General features: G+C 55.0%; 15 protein-coding genes and 4 pseudogenes. 11 read left to right on the top strand and 8 right to left on the bottom strand.

Annotated features, from left to right (window positions below; all coding sequences use genetic code 11):
* Positions 1-182 precede the first annotated feature (182 nt).
* Together AAAB35_RS27800 and AAAB35_RS27795 are read right to left on the bottom strand one after the other, a co-directional pair.
* Positions 183-1,186, bottom strand: a pseudogene (locus AAAB35_RS27800) (protein-L-isoaspartate(D-aspartate) O-methyltransferase); the annotation flags it as partial.
* Between the two features lie 229 nt (positions 1,187-1,415).
* Positions 1,416-1,865: a CBS domain-containing protein gene (locus AAAB35_RS27795; protein WP_340671570.1), complete on the bottom strand. Its 450-nt coding sequence runs from the start codon at positions 1,863-1,865 to the stop codon at positions 1,416-1,418.
* A 131-nt stretch (positions 1,866-1,996) separates the two neighbouring features.
* On the opposite strand from AAAB35_RS27795, the pseudogene AAAB35_RS27790 reads away from it, so the two are divergent.
* From AAAB35_RS27790 to AAAB35_RS27760, 7 genes and pseudogenes are all read left to right on the top strand, one after another.
* Positions 1,997-2,155 (top strand): annotated as a pseudogene (locus AAAB35_RS27790) (ABC transporter ATP-binding protein); the annotation flags it as partial.
* Between the two features lie 542 nt (positions 2,156-2,697).
* A complete protein-coding gene (locus AAAB35_RS27785; protein WP_340671569.1) occupies positions 2,698-3,912 on the top strand; it encodes an efflux RND transporter periplasmic adaptor subunit in 1,215 nt (404 codons plus the stop codon).
* A complete protein-coding gene (locus AAAB35_RS27780; protein ID WP_340671567.1) occupies positions 3,909-5,135 on the top strand; it encodes an FtsX-like permease family protein in 1,227 nt (408 codons plus the stop codon). Before AAAB35_RS27785 ends, AAAB35_RS27780 begins: the two co-directional genes overlap by 4 nt.
* Positions 5,128-5,889 (top strand): ABC transporter ATP-binding protein, encoded by a 762-nt coding sequence (locus tag AAAB35_RS27775; protein WP_340671566.1) that lies wholly within the window; start codon positions 5,128-5,130, stop codon positions 5,887-5,889. The genes AAAB35_RS27780 and AAAB35_RS27775 overlap by 8 nt, the downstream gene beginning before the upstream one ends.
* A gap of 679 nt (positions 5,890-6,568) precedes the next feature.
* Positions 6,569-6,934, top strand: coding sequence for an SPW repeat protein (locus AAAB35_RS27770; protein WP_340671565.1), 366 nt, complete (start codon positions 6,569-6,571; stop codon positions 6,932-6,934).
* 1,378 nt (positions 6,935-8,312) lie between these two features.
* Positions 8,313-9,211: pseudogene (locus tag AAAB35_RS27765) on the top strand (transposase); the annotation flags it as partial.
* 185 nt (positions 9,212-9,396) lie between these two features.
* Positions 9,397-9,687 (top strand): annotated as a pseudogene (locus tag AAAB35_RS27760) (transposase); the annotation flags it as partial.
* 335 nt (positions 9,688-10,022) lie between these two features.
* Here AAAB35_RS27760 and AAAB35_RS27755 read toward each other — a convergent pair.
* Both AAAB35_RS27755 and AAAB35_RS27750 read right to left on the bottom strand, forming a co-directional pair.
* A complete protein-coding gene (locus AAAB35_RS27755) occupies positions 10,023-10,478 on the bottom strand; it encodes a host attachment family protein (protein WP_340671564.1) in 456 nt (151 codons plus the stop codon).
* A gap of 57 nt (positions 10,479-10,535) precedes the next feature.
* On the bottom strand, positions 10,536-11,072 hold the full coding sequence (locus tag AAAB35_RS27750) for a cold shock domain-containing protein (protein WP_340671563.1): 537 nt from the start codon (positions 11,070-11,072) through the stop codon (positions 10,536-10,538).
* Between the two features lie 354 nt (positions 11,073-11,426).
* On the opposite strand from AAAB35_RS27750, the gene AAAB35_RS27745 reads away from it, so the two are divergent.
* From AAAB35_RS27745 to AAAB35_RS27735, 3 genes are all read left to right on the top strand, one after another.
* Positions 11,427-12,074: a BON domain-containing protein gene (locus tag AAAB35_RS27745; RefSeq protein ID WP_340671562.1), complete on the top strand. Its 648-nt coding sequence runs from the start codon at positions 11,427-11,429 to the stop codon at positions 12,072-12,074.
* A gap of 487 nt (positions 12,075-12,561) precedes the next feature.
* On the top strand, positions 12,562-13,656 hold the full coding sequence (locus tag AAAB35_RS27740) for a CapA family protein (RefSeq protein ID WP_340671561.1): 1,095 nt from the start codon (positions 12,562-12,564) through the stop codon (positions 13,654-13,656).
* 123 nt (positions 13,657-13,779) lie between these two features.
* Complete coding sequence (locus tag AAAB35_RS27735) at positions 13,780-14,247, top strand: YbhB/YbcL family Raf kinase inhibitor-like protein (protein ID WP_340671560.1); 468 nt, start codon at positions 13,780-13,782, stop codon at positions 14,245-14,247.
* A gap of 42 nt (positions 14,248-14,289) precedes the next feature.
* Here the strand turns inward: AAAB35_RS27735 and AAAB35_RS27730 are convergent, their stop codons facing one another.
* The 3 genes from AAAB35_RS27730 to AAAB35_RS27720 are packed head-to-tail and all read right to left on the bottom strand — an operon-like array spanning position 14,290 to position 15,960.
* Positions 14,290-14,964, bottom strand: coding sequence for a phosphoribosyltransferase (locus tag AAAB35_RS27730; RefSeq protein WP_340671559.1), 675 nt, complete (start codon positions 14,962-14,964; stop codon positions 14,290-14,292).
* Positions 14,951-15,634, bottom strand: a complete 684-nt coding sequence (locus tag AAAB35_RS27725) for a dienelactone hydrolase family protein (RefSeq protein WP_340671558.1) — start codon at positions 15,632-15,634, stop codon at positions 14,951-14,953. Before AAAB35_RS27725 ends, AAAB35_RS27730 begins: the two co-directional genes overlap by 14 nt.
* Entirely contained in the window at positions 15,631-15,960 is a 330-nt protein-coding gene (locus AAAB35_RS27720) for a hypothetical protein (protein ID WP_340671557.1), read from the bottom strand. Before AAAB35_RS27720 ends, AAAB35_RS27725 begins: the two co-directional genes overlap by 4 nt.
* Before the next feature lie 259 nt (positions 15,961-16,219).
* Between AAAB35_RS27720 and AAAB35_RS27715 the strand changes: the two genes are divergently transcribed.
* The gene (locus AAAB35_RS27715) at positions 16,220-16,795 is read left to right on the top strand and encodes a ZIP family metal transporter (protein ID WP_340671556.1); all 576 of its coding nucleotides are present in this window, start codon (positions 16,220-16,222) and stop codon (positions 16,793-16,795) included.
* Between the two features lie 596 nt (positions 16,796-17,391).
* Here the strand turns inward: AAAB35_RS27715 and ftsH are convergent.
* Complete coding sequence (gene ftsH, locus AAAB35_RS27710) at positions 17,392-19,293, bottom strand: ATP-dependent zinc metalloprotease FtsH (RefSeq protein ID WP_340671555.1); 1,902 nt, start codon at positions 19,291-19,293, stop codon at positions 17,392-17,394.
* Positions 19,294-19,392: the final 99 nt, after the last annotated feature.

Below are 19,392 nucleotides of genomic sequence, written 5' to 3'. Positions count from 1 at the left end.
TGGCCAAGCATGTTGCAGATGAGTTGGCGGTGCATAGACAGGTGAACCGCGGGGAGCTTGGTGTCGTCATCCAGAACATGACGCCGAAGCTCCGCCTTGCGCTTAAAATCAACCGTGATTCAGGTGTACTTGTAAGTCAGGTTAAAGCCGACTCTGCGGCGCAGCGCAGCGGCATTCTTGCTGGCGACGTCGGTATTGCGCCACATCCAGGTGGGGAAACGTTGGAATGGCGGTTCTGAACCAGGCCTTGCCGGCCGATGCCGCACGTAATTGTCGACCATCGCCGCATCTGGCCAATCTGCCTCGGCCGCAACGATCGTGAACCCGTGCTTCTCGACGAGATGGCGGGTGATCGCTGCACGGGCACGGTAAAACTCTGATGTTCCATGGGTGGCCTCTCCGAGCAGGACAACACGGCAGTCAGCAAAACGGCCAAACAGCTCTCCGAATGCTGGATCGTCGATGTCAGGGAGTGGTTCAGCTACCGCCGCAATCATCGCCGGCACGCTCTGTTCGCGCACTTCTGCGGCGCGACGGCTGCTGCTATCTTCCGCCCAGCCCTGCTCTCCATAATGGGACGAACATCACCGCACCAAGGTCTTCGGTCTCAAAGTCGGTTTCGCTCGTACGTGTCAATTTGCGAAGTGTTTGGCTCCATTCGTTGAGGCCAACCGGAATGATCAGTCGTCCACCTATGGCAAGCTGTTCCTTCAGCGCCCAAGGCACCTCCGGCCCGCCCGCCGCAACCAGAATGACGTTGAAGGGTGCCGCCTCGGGCCATCCTTTCGTGCCGTCGCCGATGCGCAGATCGATATTATCGTAACCGAGATCATGCAAACGATGTTGGGCCGTTTCGCCAAGTGAGCTATGGCGTTCGATAGCGTATACCTTGTCGACAATCCGGCTGGCCACTGCCGCGGCATAACCAGACCCTGCACCGACATCAAGGACCGTTTCACCAGGTTTCAACTCGGCCGCCTCGCGCAACAATATATGGCTGCGAAATGCTCTGGCCTTCGCCTATGGGCAAGGGACTGTCTTCATAGGCAAACTCTCCGAATCCCGGATCAACGAAGGCCTCGCGAGGCACGTGGCTGATGGCCGCGAGGACATCGGGATCGTGTATCCCGCGCCTCGCTAGCTGGGTGTCTACCATCCGGTTCCGCGCACGGGAGAGATCAAGCATTTTCAACGCTCCAGCAGGTTCTTGGGATCGCCTCCACAGTTACATTTACTGAACTTGCGGTTTCTGTCCTCGGTGAGGCGCTGCCAGGCAAAAGCTATCTGCAACCCGTGGTTGAACGGGTCGCAACCTCCCTCCGTCACGAAACAAACTAATCGAATTCCTCGCTTTTGCTGCAATCATGTCAGCCGCAAAATGGCAGTCGCTGACAGGCTCCGCAATCTTGAAGATCTCACCCATCAGACGAGCGGTCGAGCTGGCCTATGGAATGAGATGCGGAGACAGCCATCATCAATTCTCCCATCAGTTCGCGTCCGCTGTGGTGCGAGATATCCCCGATGGAAAGCATTCCGACCATCCGATGTTTATCATCGATGACCGGCAGACGCCTGATCTGCTTTGATTCCATCAATCGTATGGCGTCTTCAACTGTCTCTTCGGTCCGGCAATAAACGATCCCTTTGGTCATGACATCGCGCGCCGTCAATGAAGCCGGATCCCTCCCGTTCGCGAAAGCTCGCAGCGCGATATCTCGATCCGTGATCATACCGATGAGGCGATCGCTCTCCCCGACGGGCACGGCGCCGACGTCATTGTCCGTCATGATCTTTACGATTTGCGTGATGGAGATATCAGGCGTGACCCAGTTTACTCCTTTGTGCATTACTTCAGAGACTTTCATAGCTCCCTCCATAGTTTGGCAACCGAAAAAGCTTAAACGATGCGTGATTGTGTTCATTGATCTGCATCAACTCCGCACCAGGTGACCGCGATGCTGTCGATAAAGTAAGAGGATGCTGTATCGGAGCGGTTTGCGACAGAATTGCCGCGTTAGCCGGAGGGAAGATCATCGCCGTCGGCACGATCAAGACAATATTGGCTTCGCCGAATCCCTGGCTGCGTGCCTATTTCCAAGGCGCGCGTGGGCGAGCAATCTTCGGGCTCGATCTTCGGAAGCCCAAATACATTTAATTGGGCCATGCCAAGAGTGCGCCGGGATAAACCGGTAAGTAGGCCCGGGCGGCGCAAAAAAATCGCTGGGTTGTTTCGCGCAATGGCTGCAAATAGCTGGATCTGGGGCCTATCGAGGGCGAGGCTGTGTATCGCCCATCTGTTCGAAAGCCCGCCTCGGCATTCCAAACAATGGCGACCTCTTGCCGTTCGCTATATTTCGGGAACCGAAAAGGAATGTCTTGATCTGCCGGCTTAGCGGTTCGCAGGATACGCCAAGGACAGAATATCGCGATATGATGGTCTGTGTCGTGTCAAATTTGATCTAGGGCAAAGCAAATTGGCATGGGATGGGTCAAGCTTATCGTGTTGCTATGAAGTGGGAGGAAGATTTGATGAATGTCTAGCGGCCCGCGCGGTTGTCCCCCAATCAACTTCTCAGAAACCATTACGTTACCCTTATGGATGATATCCCCGTTCCAGCCTCGCCGGCACAAGACCTTCGGAATGCGTCTGACATTCGCACTGCGTCGTCGAGCGTCCGAGATAAACACTTACGCCGACTGTCCTTGCAGCCACTGTGGGTCCATAAGTGGTTCGTGCTCTGCGCGCTCGTCCTGATAAGCGTTGGCGGCTGGCAAGGCGCTCGCATGTTGTTTGGGCCCGAGGTCGTCGTCGATAAGGTGACACGTGGCAATCTCGTACAGACCATCGTTGCAAGCGGGCACATCGAAACACCATATCGTGTCGAGATCGGCAGCCAGATAACAGGAACCGTTAATGAAGTGCTGGTCGAAGAAGGTCAGCGCGTGGAGAAGGGGGAGCCGCTAATCGCACTTGAGGCGAGCGAATTCAAGGCCACGATGGTGGAGGCGCAAGGTGCTCTTGCACAGGCCGAGGCGCGGCTCCGCCAACTTCGAGAACTGACGCTGCCTACCGCACGTGAAGCTCTTGAGCAAGCCCAGGCCACGCTACTCTCGGCAACGCAGACCTACGATCGGGCAGCGACCCTTAACAAAAATGGATATGCGACAAAAGCCACGCTCGATGATGCGCAGAAAAACCTTGACGTCGCCCGCACACAGGTCCGCACCGCTCAACTCCAGGTATTCACAACTGGACCAGGCGGGAGCGGCTACGTCATGGCCGAGACCCAGCTGAATCAGGCCGCCGCCAATCTAGAAACGGCTCGATCGCGGCTCGGTTATGCGACGATCGTGGCGCCACGCGATGGTGTGCTGATCTCGCGCAATGTCGAGCGCGGAACAGTCGTACAGCCAGGCAAAGCGCTTCTGGTTCTCGCCCCCTCTGGCACAGCGCAAGTCGTGATTCAGATTGATGAAAAAAATCTTGGTCTACTGACGCTAGGGCAGAGCGCGATTGTTTCCGCCGATGCCTATCCGGATAAGAATTTTATTGCCCAGGTTGCCTATATCAATCCCGCGCTCGACATCACGCGGGCTTCGGTCGAGGTCAAGCTCAACGTACCCGATCCGCCCAAATACTTAATTCAAGACATGACCGTTTCTGTCGATATTAAGGTCGCCGAGAGCGACAATACACTCATTTTGCCATTGCGTGCCATATACGACGCGCTGAGCGGCTCACCTTGGGTGATGACCGCAAGCGGTGGCCGGACCCAGGCGCGGCCGGTAAAGCTCGGGCTCCGCGGAGCCACTCACGTCGAAATTCTCGATGGAATAGCAGAAGGCGCGTATGCAGTGCCGCGCACGGCCCAAATGAGGACCGGCCAGCGAATGAGGCCTGTGCAGCGATGAATGGGCTTTTTCCTTTTGAATTGATTGCAGCGAGCCGCTTTCTCAGGGAGGGTCGAATGCAGACAATATTCATTATCAGCGGCATCATGATTGGCGTTGCCGTTATCGTGTTTATGTCGGCAATGCTCGCCTCAATGCAGCAGAATTTTATTAAGCGCATTCTGACATCACAACCTCAAGTGCAACTGCTTGTGCCAGAACAGATTGCACGTCCCCTGCGAATGCAGGCCCCGGAGACTGAAACGGCGCTTATTCAACGACCGACGCAGCGCGTGCTATCCATCGATCAATGGCCAAAAATCCGTGACCAGATGCGGGCGGTGGAAGGGGTAATGGTCGTGTCGCCGAGTGTGTCAGGTTCAGCGCTTGCGGTGCGGGGGAATGCGAACCGCGCCATCTCAATCGTTGGAATGGATCCCGCTGTCTATTATGAAATCGTCAAGATTCCGGACTACATCGTTGCAGGAGATGCCCAGATCGATACTGATGACATTATCATCGGAACCGAACTTGCAAGGGATCTCGGGGCGAACACCGGTGACAAATTGACAGTTCGGGCTGCATCAGGATCCAGTCGCATCTTAACCATCAAGGGCATCGTTGATCTCGGCAACAAGGGCGTTAATCAGCGCGCCACCTTTGTCATGTTGCGCACTGCGCAGTCGCTGCTCAGCCTCATCGGAGGCGTCACAACAATCGATCTCAGAATCGATGATGTTTATGCCGCCGAGACCCTCGCCCAGCAAATCCAGGCGTCAATTCCCATTCAGGCCGACAGCTGGATCAAAACCAACGCACAGTTTTTCACCGCCGTCCACGCCCAAGGTACGGCCAACACCTTGATCCGCTTGTTTGTCGGTTTGTCGGTTGCATCCGGTATTGCGGCGGTGCTCGTCGTTTCGGTGATCCAGCGTTCGAAGGACATTGGGATTCTGCGCGCCATGGGAACATCGAGGAGCCAGGTTCTGCGCATCTTTCTGATTCAGGGAGGGCTACTTGCCCTGATTGGCTCGCTGTTCGGCTCCGCACTTGGCGGAGAAGCGGCGATACTCTATCACAACTATACCCGTCAAGCTGATGGAAGCGAGCTCTTCCCCCTCGTTCTGGGACCAGGCCTATTCGTCGGATCAGTGTTACTCGCTACGTTAACAGGCGTTGTGGCTGCCATAGTCCCGGCGTTGCGTGCCGCGAAACTCGATCCAGTGGTGGCAATCCGTGGCTGAGAACCTTCTGACTCTGGAAAAGATCTGCAAAGCATATAATTTGGGCACCGCTGCCCAAGCAGAAGTGCTCCACGATATTGACCTTACAATTTGCAAGGGGGATTTTCTCGCCTTGATAGGCCCCTCGGGCTCGGGCAAGAGCACCCTCCTCAACATCGTTGGACTGCTCGATCGTCCGACATCGGGTCGACTTACGATCAAAGGAAATCACACGAGTGAACTCGATGACGCCGCCCTCACCCGCCTTCGAGGCCATAGCATCGGCTTTGTGTTCCAATACCATTACCTCATCTCGGCCTTTACGGCGCTCGAAAACGTGATGATGCCAATGCTGGTCGACCAACACTTCCCGACGAAGGAGGCCGAAGACCATGCCATGGAGCTATTGCGACAAGTGGGTTTAACGGCCGTCGCCGACAATCCGGCCATGAATATGTCAGGCGGCCAGCAGCAGCGCGTTGCTATCGCACGCGCGCTCACGATGAATCCCGATCTTGTGCTTGCTGATGAACCCACCGGAAATCTGGACACGAAATCGGCCAATGTCGTTTTTGAATTGATGCGCGATGTCAACCGTCAGAATGGCACGACGTTTCTCATCGTCACGCACAACATGGAACTTGCTCGCCGCTGCGATCGTATCATTGAGGTCGTGGATGGTCGTATCCACACTGACTCAACAGAGATCCTTGCTATGTCTTCATCATTAGCCAAGCAAGCTCTGTCCCATAAAGGACCTCGTCATGGCGAATAGTCCGCTTCAAGAAGGAGCGTCATAAAAGGATCAAATGACGCATCCGGCCGATGCTCAGGTTCAGGCAGTCGACCACCGCCTGGTGGAAGCGATTAAATATCCCCAACAGATATTATGGGCGGATTAGGCAGATTAAGGGTTGGGGCAGTCGAAAACCGCGGGCGCACGAATGCTGCAACTTGATACGCGACTCTCACTCTGAGACGCGATCGAAAGGTCGTGGAGTTGTTTTAAACTCTCAGTAACCGATGGGCGGCCGCGCGGTATATGTAGGCCGGCCTTGAACTTAAGTTCAGGTTTTTGCCAGCACTGGCCACCTGCCTCAGCCTACTTTATACCTCGCCGCAGCCGGTGGTGGGAAAATCCACCCTTGGCTTTACGGAGGATTTCCGACAACCCGTTGGCTTTTTTTGGTCGCTTTGGCATCTCCCGGTGGACTTGTAGCAAGAGATCCGGAGTTGCTGTATGCCATGAGAACCGCTTCTGAACTATTCCGCTTTTCATCTCCAATCTCCGGTTTGTTAATCACGAGTGACGGCTCTAAGAACCGCATGCGTTCCTGGATTAGCCAGAATTTTTTTATTCTTATACCATCACCATTGGATGAGGTTCTTGATCCAGCTCAATGCAGTGCCACCATTGCTGGACCAGAGTGATTTTTATGAAACAGGAGATCACTGTGAACAGACGATATTGGCTGGATTCCGTAGTGGCGATGATTGGCGTTTGGTTGGTCGCGTCACCATGGATATTGACGTACCGCAGCCCGGATGCCGTCGGACTGGATATTGGATCGTCGAACGCATCATGGAATTTCATCATCGTTGGCATCGCGTTGTTTTTGCTCGGGTTCATCGCGATAACCAGCTATCGGCTATGGCGGGGATGGCTGGACGTAGCTGCTGCCGTATGGTTGATTGTTTCACCTTGGGTACTCGGCTATCAGGCAATTCCGGCGATGTGGAATGCGATAATTTGCGGTTTTGCTGTCATCGGCATTTCAGGATGGGTCATTCTTTCCGATCGATCGGTGCGCGTGGTATAAAAAGAATTGCGAAAGCATGGTCGCAGAAATTAGGCGCAACGGTCGGCACGTCGATCGTCGATTCACGTCACCGTAGTGGGTCATTCAAGGCCGCCGCATTGTGTTTCAAAGTCCACCGCCTAAGGCTAGCGTCGCTCCTAAGCTCTTCACTCTGACGGCTACGGCCGCCTTGGTGCCTCAAAGCGCCCGCAGCTGATCCGCTGACATCCCGTCCGTCCGCCTGTCGTGTGCGAGCTTGTACTGCTGACCTCATCGAGACCGCGCCACACTGCGCGCTCAGTGGATTCGGCGCTGCCGTCATCGGGCTGGATAAAACCAAAAGCTTTTTGTTGAATTGAACCATTAACAGTGTCTTTGGCCAAAACGAACCGTCCCCTGCCGCAAAGCCAACTCAAGTACTGTATCGCGCGGATAGTAATCCTTCATAAAACGGATCGCTGAATGTCACTGAACGCCTTGGAACCGGGCGCATTGCTCGAAATCGGGGCCCCGGCCTCTGGAACAACCCAACGCGGTGTGCTTAGTATGGGCCGCGAAACACAACGGGGATACGCTGGCATCGTAAAGGCGGGCTTCCAACACGCAGCATTGGAATAGATTGTTTGCACATATGCCCCGATTTGAGAGTAGAATTCCTCGCATCATGGGCAGTGCATCACCGGTCCAGAATTATACAGGACCAGAATTTGCGCACTACCTTAAGCAGCTTGCAACCGAGACAGATGAAACCCGGCGCAAACCGCTTCTGACGCCGCTCGGCGAAGAAATAGAGGAGCAAAAAGAGGTCCGTAACCTCGAAACGCTAGCCATACTTAGTCCAACGGCTCAACCACGATGGTGGGTCCACCGGGTGCCTGGTTTGCTGACTGTATGTGATGATCGTCGTCGTTCGGCGGTCTGTGTGGAAGTCGTCAGCGCGGCAGTTCACTAAGAGGATATCAATCACTCATTGTCACTCAATACGACCGCGGTAAAAACGCCATCGTGGACGTCATCATCGTGCTCTGTCGCGTCGGCCTGTGCGTCTTCGTAAGTATCACGATCCGGTCCAGCCCAGAATTCATGTCCAAATTCACACGCGGCCCAAAAGGGTGGGGCCGCGTCAGGAGACGCTGGTCTACCCGAAGCCATGCATAATTTTCGTTCCCGCGCTGACATAGTCAGTCCTCCCGTATTCCATTAATCGTATGAAATAGTATGCCGAGACATTGGGGTGGCGTCGATCTTCACCCGGCCAGCCCTTCTTCCGATGAAAAGCAATAATCTCCGCAGCTTGATCGCGCCGAAGACAAGGCATTATACGGGACCACCCAGGGCCTTTGTCCGGTTCGGCGAGAGGCAGTGAAAAACCAGCCGTTGAAAGGCGGCGTGGCGCTCACTGCCTACTCTACTGTCGGTGAAAGAGACAGCGATTTCTATTCGGCGGGATGGCAAATGGATTTGGCGGGGTAAATGCAAATCCGATCCAAGCAGTATTGCAGCGTTGCTGCGTGAGCGCGCCTGCCGCCAGACGGGTCCTCTTCGATTTGGTTTTACCATGCGCTGACCGATGCAGGGGTTTCAGCGATCTGCATCGATGCGCGGCATTCCAGGGCGGCGCTCGATATGGCTGCGAACAAAACTGATGCGAACGACGCCGATGGCCTAGCGCATATCGCTGAGGTCGGCTTCTTCCGCGAGGTTCGGGTCAGAGGCTATGATAAGCATGCTCACCCGGACGTTTGTGGCGGCGCGAACACGGTTGGTGACGATCTGCACGGGACTTTTCAAATCAGATCCGAGGTCTCATGAAGACATTCGGCTTAGTCATTCCCGGTGGCAAGGGTGCTACCTTTGGAAACGATGTTCCTTTGCTCCTGGACGGCCAAGATGCTCTTTCGCAGACCATTCTACCGATCTTAAAGGCTTGGTACGGCATACGCGCACAGACAGCTGGACTCAGCCGACATGAGTAGCCGTTACGAGCGGATGAGCCAGTCATGCCGGCTACTCATGTCGGTTCCTGGTGTTGGCGCGATCACTGCCACGAAGGTGGGTCCTGTGCCTAGTTTGACGCCGATACTCAAGGAGTCAGGTGAAAGCAAACGGATCGGACGCATATCCTGCTGTGGCGACGGTATGATGCGCAGCTGTTTTATGACGCAGCGCAAGTCTTGCTGACAAATGTGAAGAAATGGTCATGGCTAAACTCCGAGGCGATGAATATCGCCAAACGTCGCGGTAGTCGCCTTGGCCCGGCGACTTGCGGTGATCATGCATCGCATGTGGCGTGACGGCACCGAATTCTGCTGGACGAGGGAGAGCTTGCCTGCTGCCGCTCAATTCAGAAACCAGAACAACGAGCAACCAAAGGACGCAAGTCGATTCCGCCACCGGTGGAACGTAAGCGCGAATTTCTCCGCACCTTTTGCTGATGAGTATGCTTTGGCAAGGTGTCCACCAGAGTAGGTGGACACCAATTTATGGAAGAAGATGATCAGAGACTGCGTGTGAGGCTTGTGGGTCGGGATGGACGACGCCGATATGACCCAGCTTCGAGAGACCGGCTTGTTGCAGCCTGCCTCGAGCCAGGGGCGTCGGTATCGCGGCTTGCGCTCGAACATGGGATCAATGCTAATTTGCTGTGGAAGTGGATAAAGAAGCGCAAGGAGGCCCATCCTCTCCCGCCGTCTTCAGCATCGGCGTTTGTTCCGGTTCAGGTCACCACCGATCGCAGCCTGCCGATGCAGAGCAGCGCGCTGGATTTGCCTGCCGCGCCTGGCGGCATTGATGCGGATCAACTGGAAGCACTGTCCCTTTTCACCTTGCCATAGGACTGCCCGAATACGAGACCTGCGTAACGCGACATCGGCGTGTCGACGCATAGCGCTCGGCCTATTCCGAAGTTATACTCACACAGCCATCGCTTTATTGTTTCTTAGTGTTTAATAAAATAACGCGCTTTACCTGGAGTTGCTTTGAGCTCGATCAAAGCAAGCCTTGCAGCAAAAAATCCCGGAGAGTTAGATTAAATGAATCACGCGAATGCGCCGGTGGTAACGCTACCCGGGCTGCATTCTCGTTCGGCTGGCCCGCCACATGACAGCCGCTATCTTGACGTCGCGGCCAAATGTTTCTCGATTTCCGGGATTGGCATTTTGACCAGATCTTTGGCAATTTCGGCAATGACTGTCGCACGCGTTGATGGCAAGAGATGATCTCGCAAAATGCCGAGCGCCTTGGGCGGCGCGATCAGTACAACTTGTCTTATCGAGTGATCCTGAACCCCCGAATTCAGCCAGTCGGCAACTTTTGCCAGGAAAGAGCGCTCCGCTTCAGAATGCCAGTCCGTTTCCTCCACTGCGCTTCGGGCTGCTCCCTGCGATTTATATGTGCGTCCCTGGCGGTCGCTGCCCAGTTCTTGTGTAGGAGGATGAACTTCGAACATTACGTCGACCGGAATAAGATTGAGCAGTTCGGCATCGCCGTCGTTGCGTAAAATAAGTGCCTTGGCGCCATCGCATATGACCACCCATGTTTTTCGTGAGATTTTAACGCGTTCCATCTTGCTTTTTCCTTTCTGGACAATTTAGAAGTTCAGCGGGTAAGCGCCCAGCCATGCTCAAACGCGCAAAGTGTGCCGTCCGAGACGTTTGACCGTGCTTGCTTGCGGCCCCTTTTCTCCGGTCTTCTCGGTGAAGGTGACGCGAGTACCGGCTTTTAGCTTTGCGAACTGGCCGTTAAGCACACTATTCTCGTGGAAGTAAATCTCACGTCCGTCACTGGTTTCGAGAAAGCCATATCCTTTCGCGCCTTCTATCCGTTTCACTATGCCGATGGGAGCGACCTCATGGGTCTTTGTCTGACGTTGCATAAGGCGAACCTTGTCCTGCAACTGCCGACGTGCACGCTTGAAGGCGTCATTGATTGCGAAGGCCAGATCAGCATAACGTTCATCGTTCTGCGGCGTGTGCTCAACTGCAACCTCGCGACCTTCCGGTAGGGAAAGCCACATGCTGACGTCATAGATGCCTCCAGTTTGATGACGTCCACTCGATCCTTTAACCACAACGCGGCAGGCGGTAATACGGCCACAGCGCTGCTCGAGTCGTGTGACGCAGTTCAGAATCTTGGAGCGAACGGTTTCGATCGGCTCCATCCCTTGGAACTCGATTTTGACGGGAGTTTCCATACCAACTTCTCCTGGTTTTGTGGCTCATCTGTTCATAATGACAGACCGGCCATGACAGACCCGATTGCTATCACATTTCCAGCTGATGGCAGAAAGCACTCTCCTGCCTTGCGCAGGATCAAACAACATAAGCAAAACATGCAAATTCGTACATTTGCGAGATTGAACCAGTTGAATGGGTAACCGGAAGCCTGGGCGCGCTCTTCACCTGCAGTGAAATGGTCCGAATTTGCGCTATGTCAATGACCTCTTTTGAATTTGGTGACCAGATCGCCGATGCGAAGCCAATGACGGACTTTGCTAAAAGCCAGGGAGGCTCACATGTCAGATAGTGCAATTAGACAGGACGTCATCGACGAACTTGATTTCGAACCAAGCATTGATGCCGCCAATGTGGGTGTCGCTGTCAAGGACGGGATCGTGACGCTGACCGGAAATGTCAAAACCTATTTCGAGCGAATGACCGCCGAAGATGCGGCAAAGCGGGTTGAAGGCGTCAAAGGGCTTGCGTCGGAAATCGAGGTGGTGCCGTTTGGGTCAAACAAGGTGACGGACGAAGATATCGTCCAGCGTTGTTTGAATGTTTTGAAATGGAACACAGCTATTCCGGAAGGTGCCATTCAGGTCAAAGTCAGCAAGGGCTTGGTTACGCTTGAAGGCAGGGCCACGTGGCAATATCAAAAAGACGCGGCAGAAAACGCGATCAGGCGTTTGCCTGGCGTCGTTGGCATCACCAACTGGATTACCATCACGCCTCAGACGTCGCCTGCAGATATCAAGAAGCGCATTGAGGAGGCCTTCAGGCGCGATGCCGAGGTGGAAGCCAAGGCCATCACGGTCAGCGTCACAGGCGGCACCGTAACCTTGGAAGGCCGGGTGAAAGCCTGGGCGGAACGCAAGGCGGCGGAACGCGCAGCCTGGTCGGCACCAGGCGTAAAATTGGTCGATGACCGCATTACCGTCCTTTAATTCAAACGGCTGATACTGGCCAGTCACGATTTCTTGTCGTGGTGGCCGTGATTGTGCTGGTGGTGTCGGTATCGTTCGAGTGGTTGGCGGAGAGCACATCCCTGGCAACGCTGGCAGTCTTCGCGTTGGTGAATCTGGCCCTCATCAAAATTCACGTCCGCCATATCCACACACACAGGCGCCATGTGCGTGTTCCGACGTGGTTTCCTGTGCTAGGATTCGCGACCTGTGTGGCGATGATTGGTAGTGCGTTGCTTCGTTGACGGGCACCTGACCCAGGTACCAGAATCGAAACCAAGGTTTCGTATCGGCGACCTTCACACCGACTTATAGAAACCAATCGGTCGATATTTATGAATGAGAACGGCGGTGGAACTGCGACGTATTGATCGGGATCAATGCCACAATCTCGATTGCGTGCTATCGGTCTAAACGAATTCTGAGTTACCGGGTCGTACGCGGCAATTGCCGATCCAGGACTGATATAATGAAGCTCTTCCTTTGTGGGGATGTGATGCCCGGCCGCGGGATCGACCAGATCATGCCGCGCCCATGCAATCCAGCATTGTTTGAGCCTCACTTGCGCTCTGCGCTTCACTACGTGGATCTTGCAGAACGTAGGTCCGGCGCGATTCCGAGGATGGTGCCTTTTGACTATATCTGGGGCGATGCCTTGGAAGAGATCAATCTGTGTGAGCCCGATTTCAGGATCATCAATCTCGAAACCAGCATCACCGCTGACGGTACGCCGGCATTGAAAGGTATCAACTATCGAATGCATCCCGACAACATTGGATGCATCACCGCGGCGCAGATAGACTGCTGCGTGCTTGCCAACAATCATATAGCGGATTGGGGACTAACAGGGTTGCTGGACACAGTTGAGGTCCTGGAGCGTTCAAGCATCGCAACGGCGGGTGCCGGCAGGGATGCCGATGCGGCGGCGCGGCCCGCCGTATTGGAACTGACCACAGGTAAGCGGCTTCTTGTCTTCGCCTTTGCTTGCCCGTCGAGCGGGGTTCCAGTTCACTGGGCGGCCGAGGCAAGACGACCCGGCGTGAACTTTCTTGAGTATTTCAGCAAAGACATGGTCGAACACATCGCCCGTAATATCGGAAAGTGGAAACTGCCGGACGATCTTGTCTTTGTATCGATCCATTGGGGCTCCAATTGGGGCTATGATATTCCTCGTGAGCACCGAGACTTCGCCCACTGTCTGCTCGACGGTGCTGGCATCGACATTATTCACGGGCATTCATGCCATCACCGGCTGGCGATCGAAGTTCATGCTGGCAAGCCGATCCTCTACGGATGCGGCGATTTCATCAATGACTACGAGGGCATCGGCGGATATGATACCTTCCGACCGGACCTGACACTCGGCTATTTCCTGGATATTGGCGATCCGGACCATGTTCTGCGGGGCATGCAAATGACGCCCTTCCAGCTGACGAAGTTCCGCCTTAATCGCCCATCTCACGCTGATGCCACTAGTCTCAGCGACATCCTCGATCGCGAGTGCCGGCGCTTTGGCCATCGAGTTCATCTGGCCGCAGACGATGTGCTGGTGCTTTCGTGGTGAGAACTGCATCATCATGAACGTTCTGTTTTCGAGATCAGGAACCGGGCGATGCTAGTGCACATGCCGGGCATGATTTCACGTTCGCAGCCAATATTCTTGCCAGACACAAAGGGAGACATTGACATGGATTTCAAACTGGCGAGCTCAGCCTTCGAAAATGGCGCCGTCATCCCGCGGCGACACACCTGCAATGGGGAGGATGCTTCGCCGTCGTTCGCATGGCACGGTGCCCCTGAAGGAGCGAAGAGCTTTGCCCTTATTTGTCACGATCCGGACGCTCCCGGCGGCACGTTCCATCATTGGGCAATTTTCGGTATCCCTGCGGGGTGGCAACAACTTGCGGAAAAGATCCCTCGAAGGGAGGTTCTTTCAGACGGTGTACGGCAGGCGGTAAATGATTTTGGCAAAATTGGTTATGGCGGTCCTTGCCCACCCAAAGGGCACGGCACCCATCACTATCACTTTCAGCTACTGGCCCTTGATGTTGATGGCCTTAGTCTTGCTGGCCGTGTGGATTGCCGGCAGGTCGCCTCTGCGGCACGGGCACATCTTTTGGCAGCCGCGGAAATCGTTGGTCTTTTTAGCCGTTAATGCTCCATCCAGCCTCGAAGAATACTGGCTGGATAGCCGCTATTATTTCGCCTTCGCAGAAATGTGAGCTGGCATGGTTGATCGGGAAGCATCCAAACAGGCAATCACGTCTTGATCGCTCAATTGCCGGAAATCGCGATAATAAAAACCGATAGCCTGAAAGAAGTCAGGTTCTTCAAGGCAAATCACATGGTCGGCATACTTCCTTAGTACCCCGACTGTTTCTGGTGGGGCGACAGGGACGGCCAGAATAATTTTGCTCGGATGTCGTCGTCTCAGGCCCTGGATCGCCGCCCGCATGGTTGCACCAGTTGCGATTCCATCATCCACGACGATCGCAATGCGTCCTTCAATATCGACAGAACGGCGATCGCCCAAATACCGCAGCCGGCGGCGTTCGATTTCGGCGAGTTCGACCCTGGATGCTCTCTCGAATTCATCTGCAGATACCCAGGCACGGCGAATGATACCCTCGTTGCGCACGACGATAGGGCTTGCGCCGTCGATGACCGCGCCCATAGCAAGCTCGGGTTGGGCTGGCACCCCGATTTTCCGCACCAACAGAAGATCAAGCGGAATCTCGAGATGGGCGGCTACCTCTGCCGCGACCGGAACGCCGCCGCGCGGCAAGGCCAGCACGACGGCATCCTTGCCTTGGTAGCCGTCAAGCGCTTTGGCCAGTTGTCTTCCTGCTTCGGAGCGGTCAGCGAATGGCATGGGTCGGTCCTTTCCTGGCGTCACGGGCGGCCGGCTCGAGATAGCGTGCGAACCAAGCTGCTGCCTCGACGACTACTGCGTCGAGCGCGCCAGGCTCGGAGAAAAGATGGCTCGCCCCCGGGATCATCTTCAATTCCTTGTAACCCGCGAGACGAGTGAGCGCTGATCGGTTGAGTACAAGAACATCATGGTCGTTTCCGCCGACGATCAATAGTGTCGGGGCACGGACCTTGGCGACAGCAGCTGCGGCAAGATCTGGTCTCCCGCCGCGTGATACGACAGCGCGGATGCTGTCTCCAAGCGTCGCCGCTGCGACGAGAGCTGCGGCAGCTCCGGTGCTTGCCCCGAATAGACCGATAGGCAAATTCGCCGTCCGCGGTTCCGTGGACACCCATTTCATGGTTGCAACCAGACGCTCGGCCAACAGTGGGATGTCAAAAACATTGGAGCGATCTACCTCTTCGTCCAGAGTCAGCAGATCGAAAAGCAGCGTAGAAAATCCAACGCGGTTGAGTGCTTCCGCCACATAGCGATTGCGCGGGCTGAGCCGGCTTGAACCGCTCCCATGAGCAAAGACGACGATGCCACGCGGATCCGCAAGGCTGCGCAAGCAACCAGGCAAATCGAGCGGAGGGATCAAAATATCGTCCTTCTTGACAAGACCATTCATGGTTTCGCACCCGATGTGGTTGGGAACGGATCCCTGACGGATCCTTGGAAAAGACCGTGCTGCTTCGAGGGTGCGGTATGGTCGACGTCGATGGGACCAATAAGCTCACTCAACGCGACAAGGATGCGATGCATCAGATCGTCGTTCTCGTCGCCAGGCATTCCCTCCTCCAGCGCAACCGATTCCTCTGCCGCGTTATATTGCCAACGGCGCAGTATCTCGACTTTCTGTTCGTCTGGGAGCATAGCATCGCCGAGCACATGTTCTGGCTCTGCGAAGACCGATGCAGGGTCGAGCAAAGCCTTTTCGAGATCGATCGGAATCATATCATTCACCTTAAGATCTGGGTCACTTGATCGACTGGGATCACCGTCGGCAGGCCAAGTCCTGTGAGAGTGGCACCCTAGTTGGTTGAAGTAGAACAGCTATGGCATCCCGGCGCATTGATCGCGATCAAGGAATATCGACATTGCTTGTGCAAAATTGATGCAGGTTTTCGAATTGGCTCGGCATTCTGTTCTCATCGAGGGATAACTCTGTGACAAGCGTAGCCATTGGCTTTCTTGGCAGTCTGTAGCTGGGCTCATGACCGGAATCGGAGCCCTTCCGGTATTGCTTGGACAAACTTTCTCTCGGCGTGCGAGCGACATTCTGCTCGGCTTTGCAGCCGGTGTGATGCTCGCCGCCTCATTCTTTTCGCTCATCATGCCTGGTATTGATGCTGCCCATGAAATCTTCGGCGGACGGCTCCTACCCGCCGCTGTTGCCACAGGGGGCGTTTCTATTGGCGTGGCAGTTATGGCAATGCTCAACGAGACTATACCGCACGAACATTTCTTTCAGAGTCGCGAAGGGTCGCAATCAGCCGCGCTTGCACGGATATGGCTGTTCATTCTCGCCATCACCATCCACAAGGCGCCCGAAGGGCTTGCGGTGGGCGTGGGCTTTGGCGGCGGCGACATTGGCGGTGGGACAACGCTCGCGATCGGCATCGGGCTTCAGAACGCGCCCGAGGGATTGGCCGTGGCGCTTGCTCTGCTCACCTGCGGCTACTCCAAATTCCGCTCGTTCAACGTGGCGATGCTCACAGGTATGGTAGAACCCGTTGCAGGCCTGCTAGGCGCCTATGCGGTTAGCCTGTCGTACCTCGTCCTGCCATAAGCACTGACTTTCGCAGCCGGCGCGATGATTTACATCATCAGTCACGATGTCATTCCGGACACCCATCGACGCGGGGTCGAACAGCAAGCTACATTTGGGCTATCGGTCGGGCTGGTTGTCATGATGTTCCTGGACATCGCATTCGGTTAGGCTGACGATCCGGGTCAATGCTGGTTTACAAAGGTATAGATAAATCGCCACTTTAACCGCTGTGTTATCAACAGGAGAGGGATCGTGACGTCTGACAGATCATTGAAAGACATCTTCGATGATGGAATACGAGCCAAGCATTTATGTCGCAAATGTGGATGTGTCTGTCAAAGACGGGATCGTCACGCGAACCGGAAACGTTAGCTCCTTCGCTCAGCGAAGGTCGCTGCGGTTCGCCGTGCGATTTCTTCGTCCGCAAAGCAGCATTTCTAGATGTGAGGTCCTCCTGTCAGGAAAATTCTTCAGAATCCCGAATTGACCAGGAATCAGAATATCTTTCCTGGATCGTCCGCCGGCCATTCTTGCGAACCATCTGAGACTCAACCGATCGTTTCAATGCCGCTGATTGAGTACATGGCCTCGCGAACCTTGTTTCAACGCTCGCTTCACGTATCTCGATCGGCAGGACGAGAATGATCTTTCAAAACCTGCGGCGTTGCGAGTTGGGGAGTGCGGCGTGCGCCAGTGCCCTGGCCGCCGGGGGTCGGATGAGATTCTCGTCGTATCAATGGTGGAAAATCCTCAGGCGTAATCGTCTCTTTTTCGATGAGCAATTTAGCGCCGGCTTCTAAATCGTTGCGGTGTTCCTTGAGTATAGCCTTGGCTGATATAAATGCCTCATTGATCATCGAGCGAACGGTCAGATCCACTTCTCGTGACGTCTCGTCGGAGTAGTCTTTCTGTCGGCCAAAGTTTTGACCTTCTGGAAGCCACTGCAAATTGCGATGTTCAAGCACGGCCTGACCAACTGCGCTGCTCATGCCGAACTGCGTCACGCATTGACGCGCGATGTCGGTGACTTTGGCGAGGTCGTCTGCCGCTCCTGTCGAAATCTCCTCGAAGATCAGATCTTCCGCGGCGCGCCCGCCCAAGAGGATCACCATACGCTCGCGCAATTCGTTTGCTGTAATCAGAAAACGATCCTCTGTGGGTCGTTGCATTGTGTATCCAAGCGCTCCGATGGACCGCGGAATGATCGATACCTTTTGTACAGGATCGGCCCCCGGCAACATCGTCGCAATCAATGCGTGGCCCATCTCATGGTACGCTACCCGCTCGCGCTCCTGCGGTTTCAACAATCGACTTCTTCGCTCTGAGCCGGCGACAATGCGTTCAACTGCGTTGGTGAAGTCAGTCATGCATACCATCTCGGCTTTGCGGCGCGTTGCAACAATGGCCGCTTCGTTGACAAGATTTGCGAGATCCGCCCCCGTGAAACCCGGGGTCATGGCTGCCACCTCTGAAGGAAGGACATCCGGGCCAATCGTGATCTTGGGCATGTAAATGGCGAGGATTTGTTCGCGGCCTTTGCGATCTGGTCTGTCGAGAATTACTTGTCTGTCAAAACGTCCGGCCCTCAGCAACGCCGGGTCCAGTATTTCAGGCCTATTTGTGGCCGCAAGCAACACAATGCCCACGCTGGGGTCAAATCCGTCCAGTTCCGACAGCAGCTGATTGAGAGTCTGTTCCTTTTCATCGCCACCGCCATAGCCGGCAAATGGACTCCGCGCTCTGCCAAGTGCATCGAGTTCATCAATGAAGATAATGCAAGGCACCGATTGGCGGGCCTGCTGAAACAAGTCGCGCACCCGGGCGGCACCCACGCCTACGAACATCTCGACGAATTCTGAGCCCGATATCGAAAAAAAGGGGACTCCGGCCTCCCCCGCAACCGCACGTGCCATAAGGGTCTTTCCGGTACCTGGTGGCCCAACCAACAATATCCCCTTTGGCACGCGTGCACCAAGACGGCCATATTTCTTCTGATCCTTCAGGAAGAATACGATTTCTTTCAATTCGTCCTTGGCTTCATCGACCCCTGCAACGTCGTCAAACGAGACACCGGTCTGACGCTCCATATAGACTTTCGCTTTTGATTTTCCGATACCGATCAAACCACCCTGCCGATCAGCGAAGCCGCGAAACAGAAACGCCCAAACCCCAAACATAATCAGGAGCGGAAACGCCCATGACAGAAGTGCCGTCAACGTCGTGCTATCGGTGCCACCCGAGACCTTTATCCCGGCACTGGACAATTTCTCGGCCATGGCTGGATCGACGCGCTGCATCACGAAAAAGCGCCTGCCGTCCTGTGGCTCGTTAAACTCACCCCGAACAGTCGTTTCCGTCACAATCGCTGCCTTGATCTTTTGTTCGGTGACCAGTCGATTGAGGTCGGTGTAAGATATCTCAGCAACATCCCTCTGTGCTGCCCAGAACTGGAGAACCGCGATGATACTAAAGGCGATGACGATGTAACCGATGTTGTAAGCCAGTTTTCGATCCATGATCGTTTCTCGTTTCTAAGTTCGCATGTAACTCGCTGGGTGTGTGACAAGAGGTACTTCACACCCTTTGCGCCATTCATTGCTGGGCTCCTTCGGATA

Origin of the sequence: Phyllobacterium sp., assembly GCF_037994425.1 — a bacterium.
Lineage (GTDB): Bacteria > Pseudomonadota > Alphaproteobacteria > Rhizobiales > Rhizobiaceae > Phyllobacterium.
This window is presented reverse-complemented; position numbering and strand designations above follow the sequence as displayed.

Coding starts and splice junctions, on each gene's coding strand:
- AAAB35_RS27735 (WP_340671560.1), top strand. CDS start 13,780: ATGGATTTCAAACTGGCGAGCTCAGCCTTCGAAAATGGCGCCGTCATC.
- AAAB35_RS27795 (WP_340671570.1), bottom strand. CDS start 1,865: ATGAAAGTCTCTGAAGTAATGCACAAAGGAGTAAACTGGGTCACGCCT.
- AAAB35_RS27725 (WP_340671558.1), bottom strand. CDS start 15,634: ATGAATGGTCTTGTCAAGAAGGACGATATTTTGATCCCTCCGCTCGAT.
- ftsH (WP_340671555.1), bottom strand. CDS start 19,293: ATGGATCGAAAACTGGCTTACAACATCGGTTACATCGTCATCGCCTTT.
- AAAB35_RS27780 (WP_340671567.1), top strand. CDS start 3,909: ATGAATGGGCTTTTTCCTTTTGAATTGATTGCAGCGAGCCGCTTTCTC.
- AAAB35_RS27715 (WP_340671556.1), top strand. CDS start 16,220: ATGACCGGAATCGGAGCCCTTCCGGTATTGCTTGGACAAACTTTCTCT.
- AAAB35_RS27750 (WP_340671563.1), bottom strand. CDS start 11,072: ATGGAGCCGATCGAAACCGTTCGCTCCAAGATTCTGAACTGCGTCACA.
- AAAB35_RS27755 (WP_340671564.1), bottom strand. CDS start 10,478: ATGGAACGCGTTAAAATCTCACGAAAAACATGGGTGGTCATATGCGAT.
- AAAB35_RS27730 (WP_340671559.1), bottom strand. CDS start 14,964: ATGCCATTCGCTGACCGCTCCGAAGCAGGAAGACAACTGGCCAAAGCG.
- AAAB35_RS27740 (WP_340671561.1), top strand. CDS start 12,562: ATGAAGCTCTTCCTTTGTGGGGATGTGATGCCCGGCCGCGGGATCGAC.
- AAAB35_RS27745 (WP_340671562.1), top strand. CDS start 11,427: ATGTCAGATAGTGCAATTAGACAGGACGTCATCGACGAACTTGATTTC.
- AAAB35_RS27720 (WP_340671557.1), bottom strand. CDS start 15,960: ATGATTCCGATCGATCTCGAAAAGGCTTTGCTCGACCCTGCATCGGTC.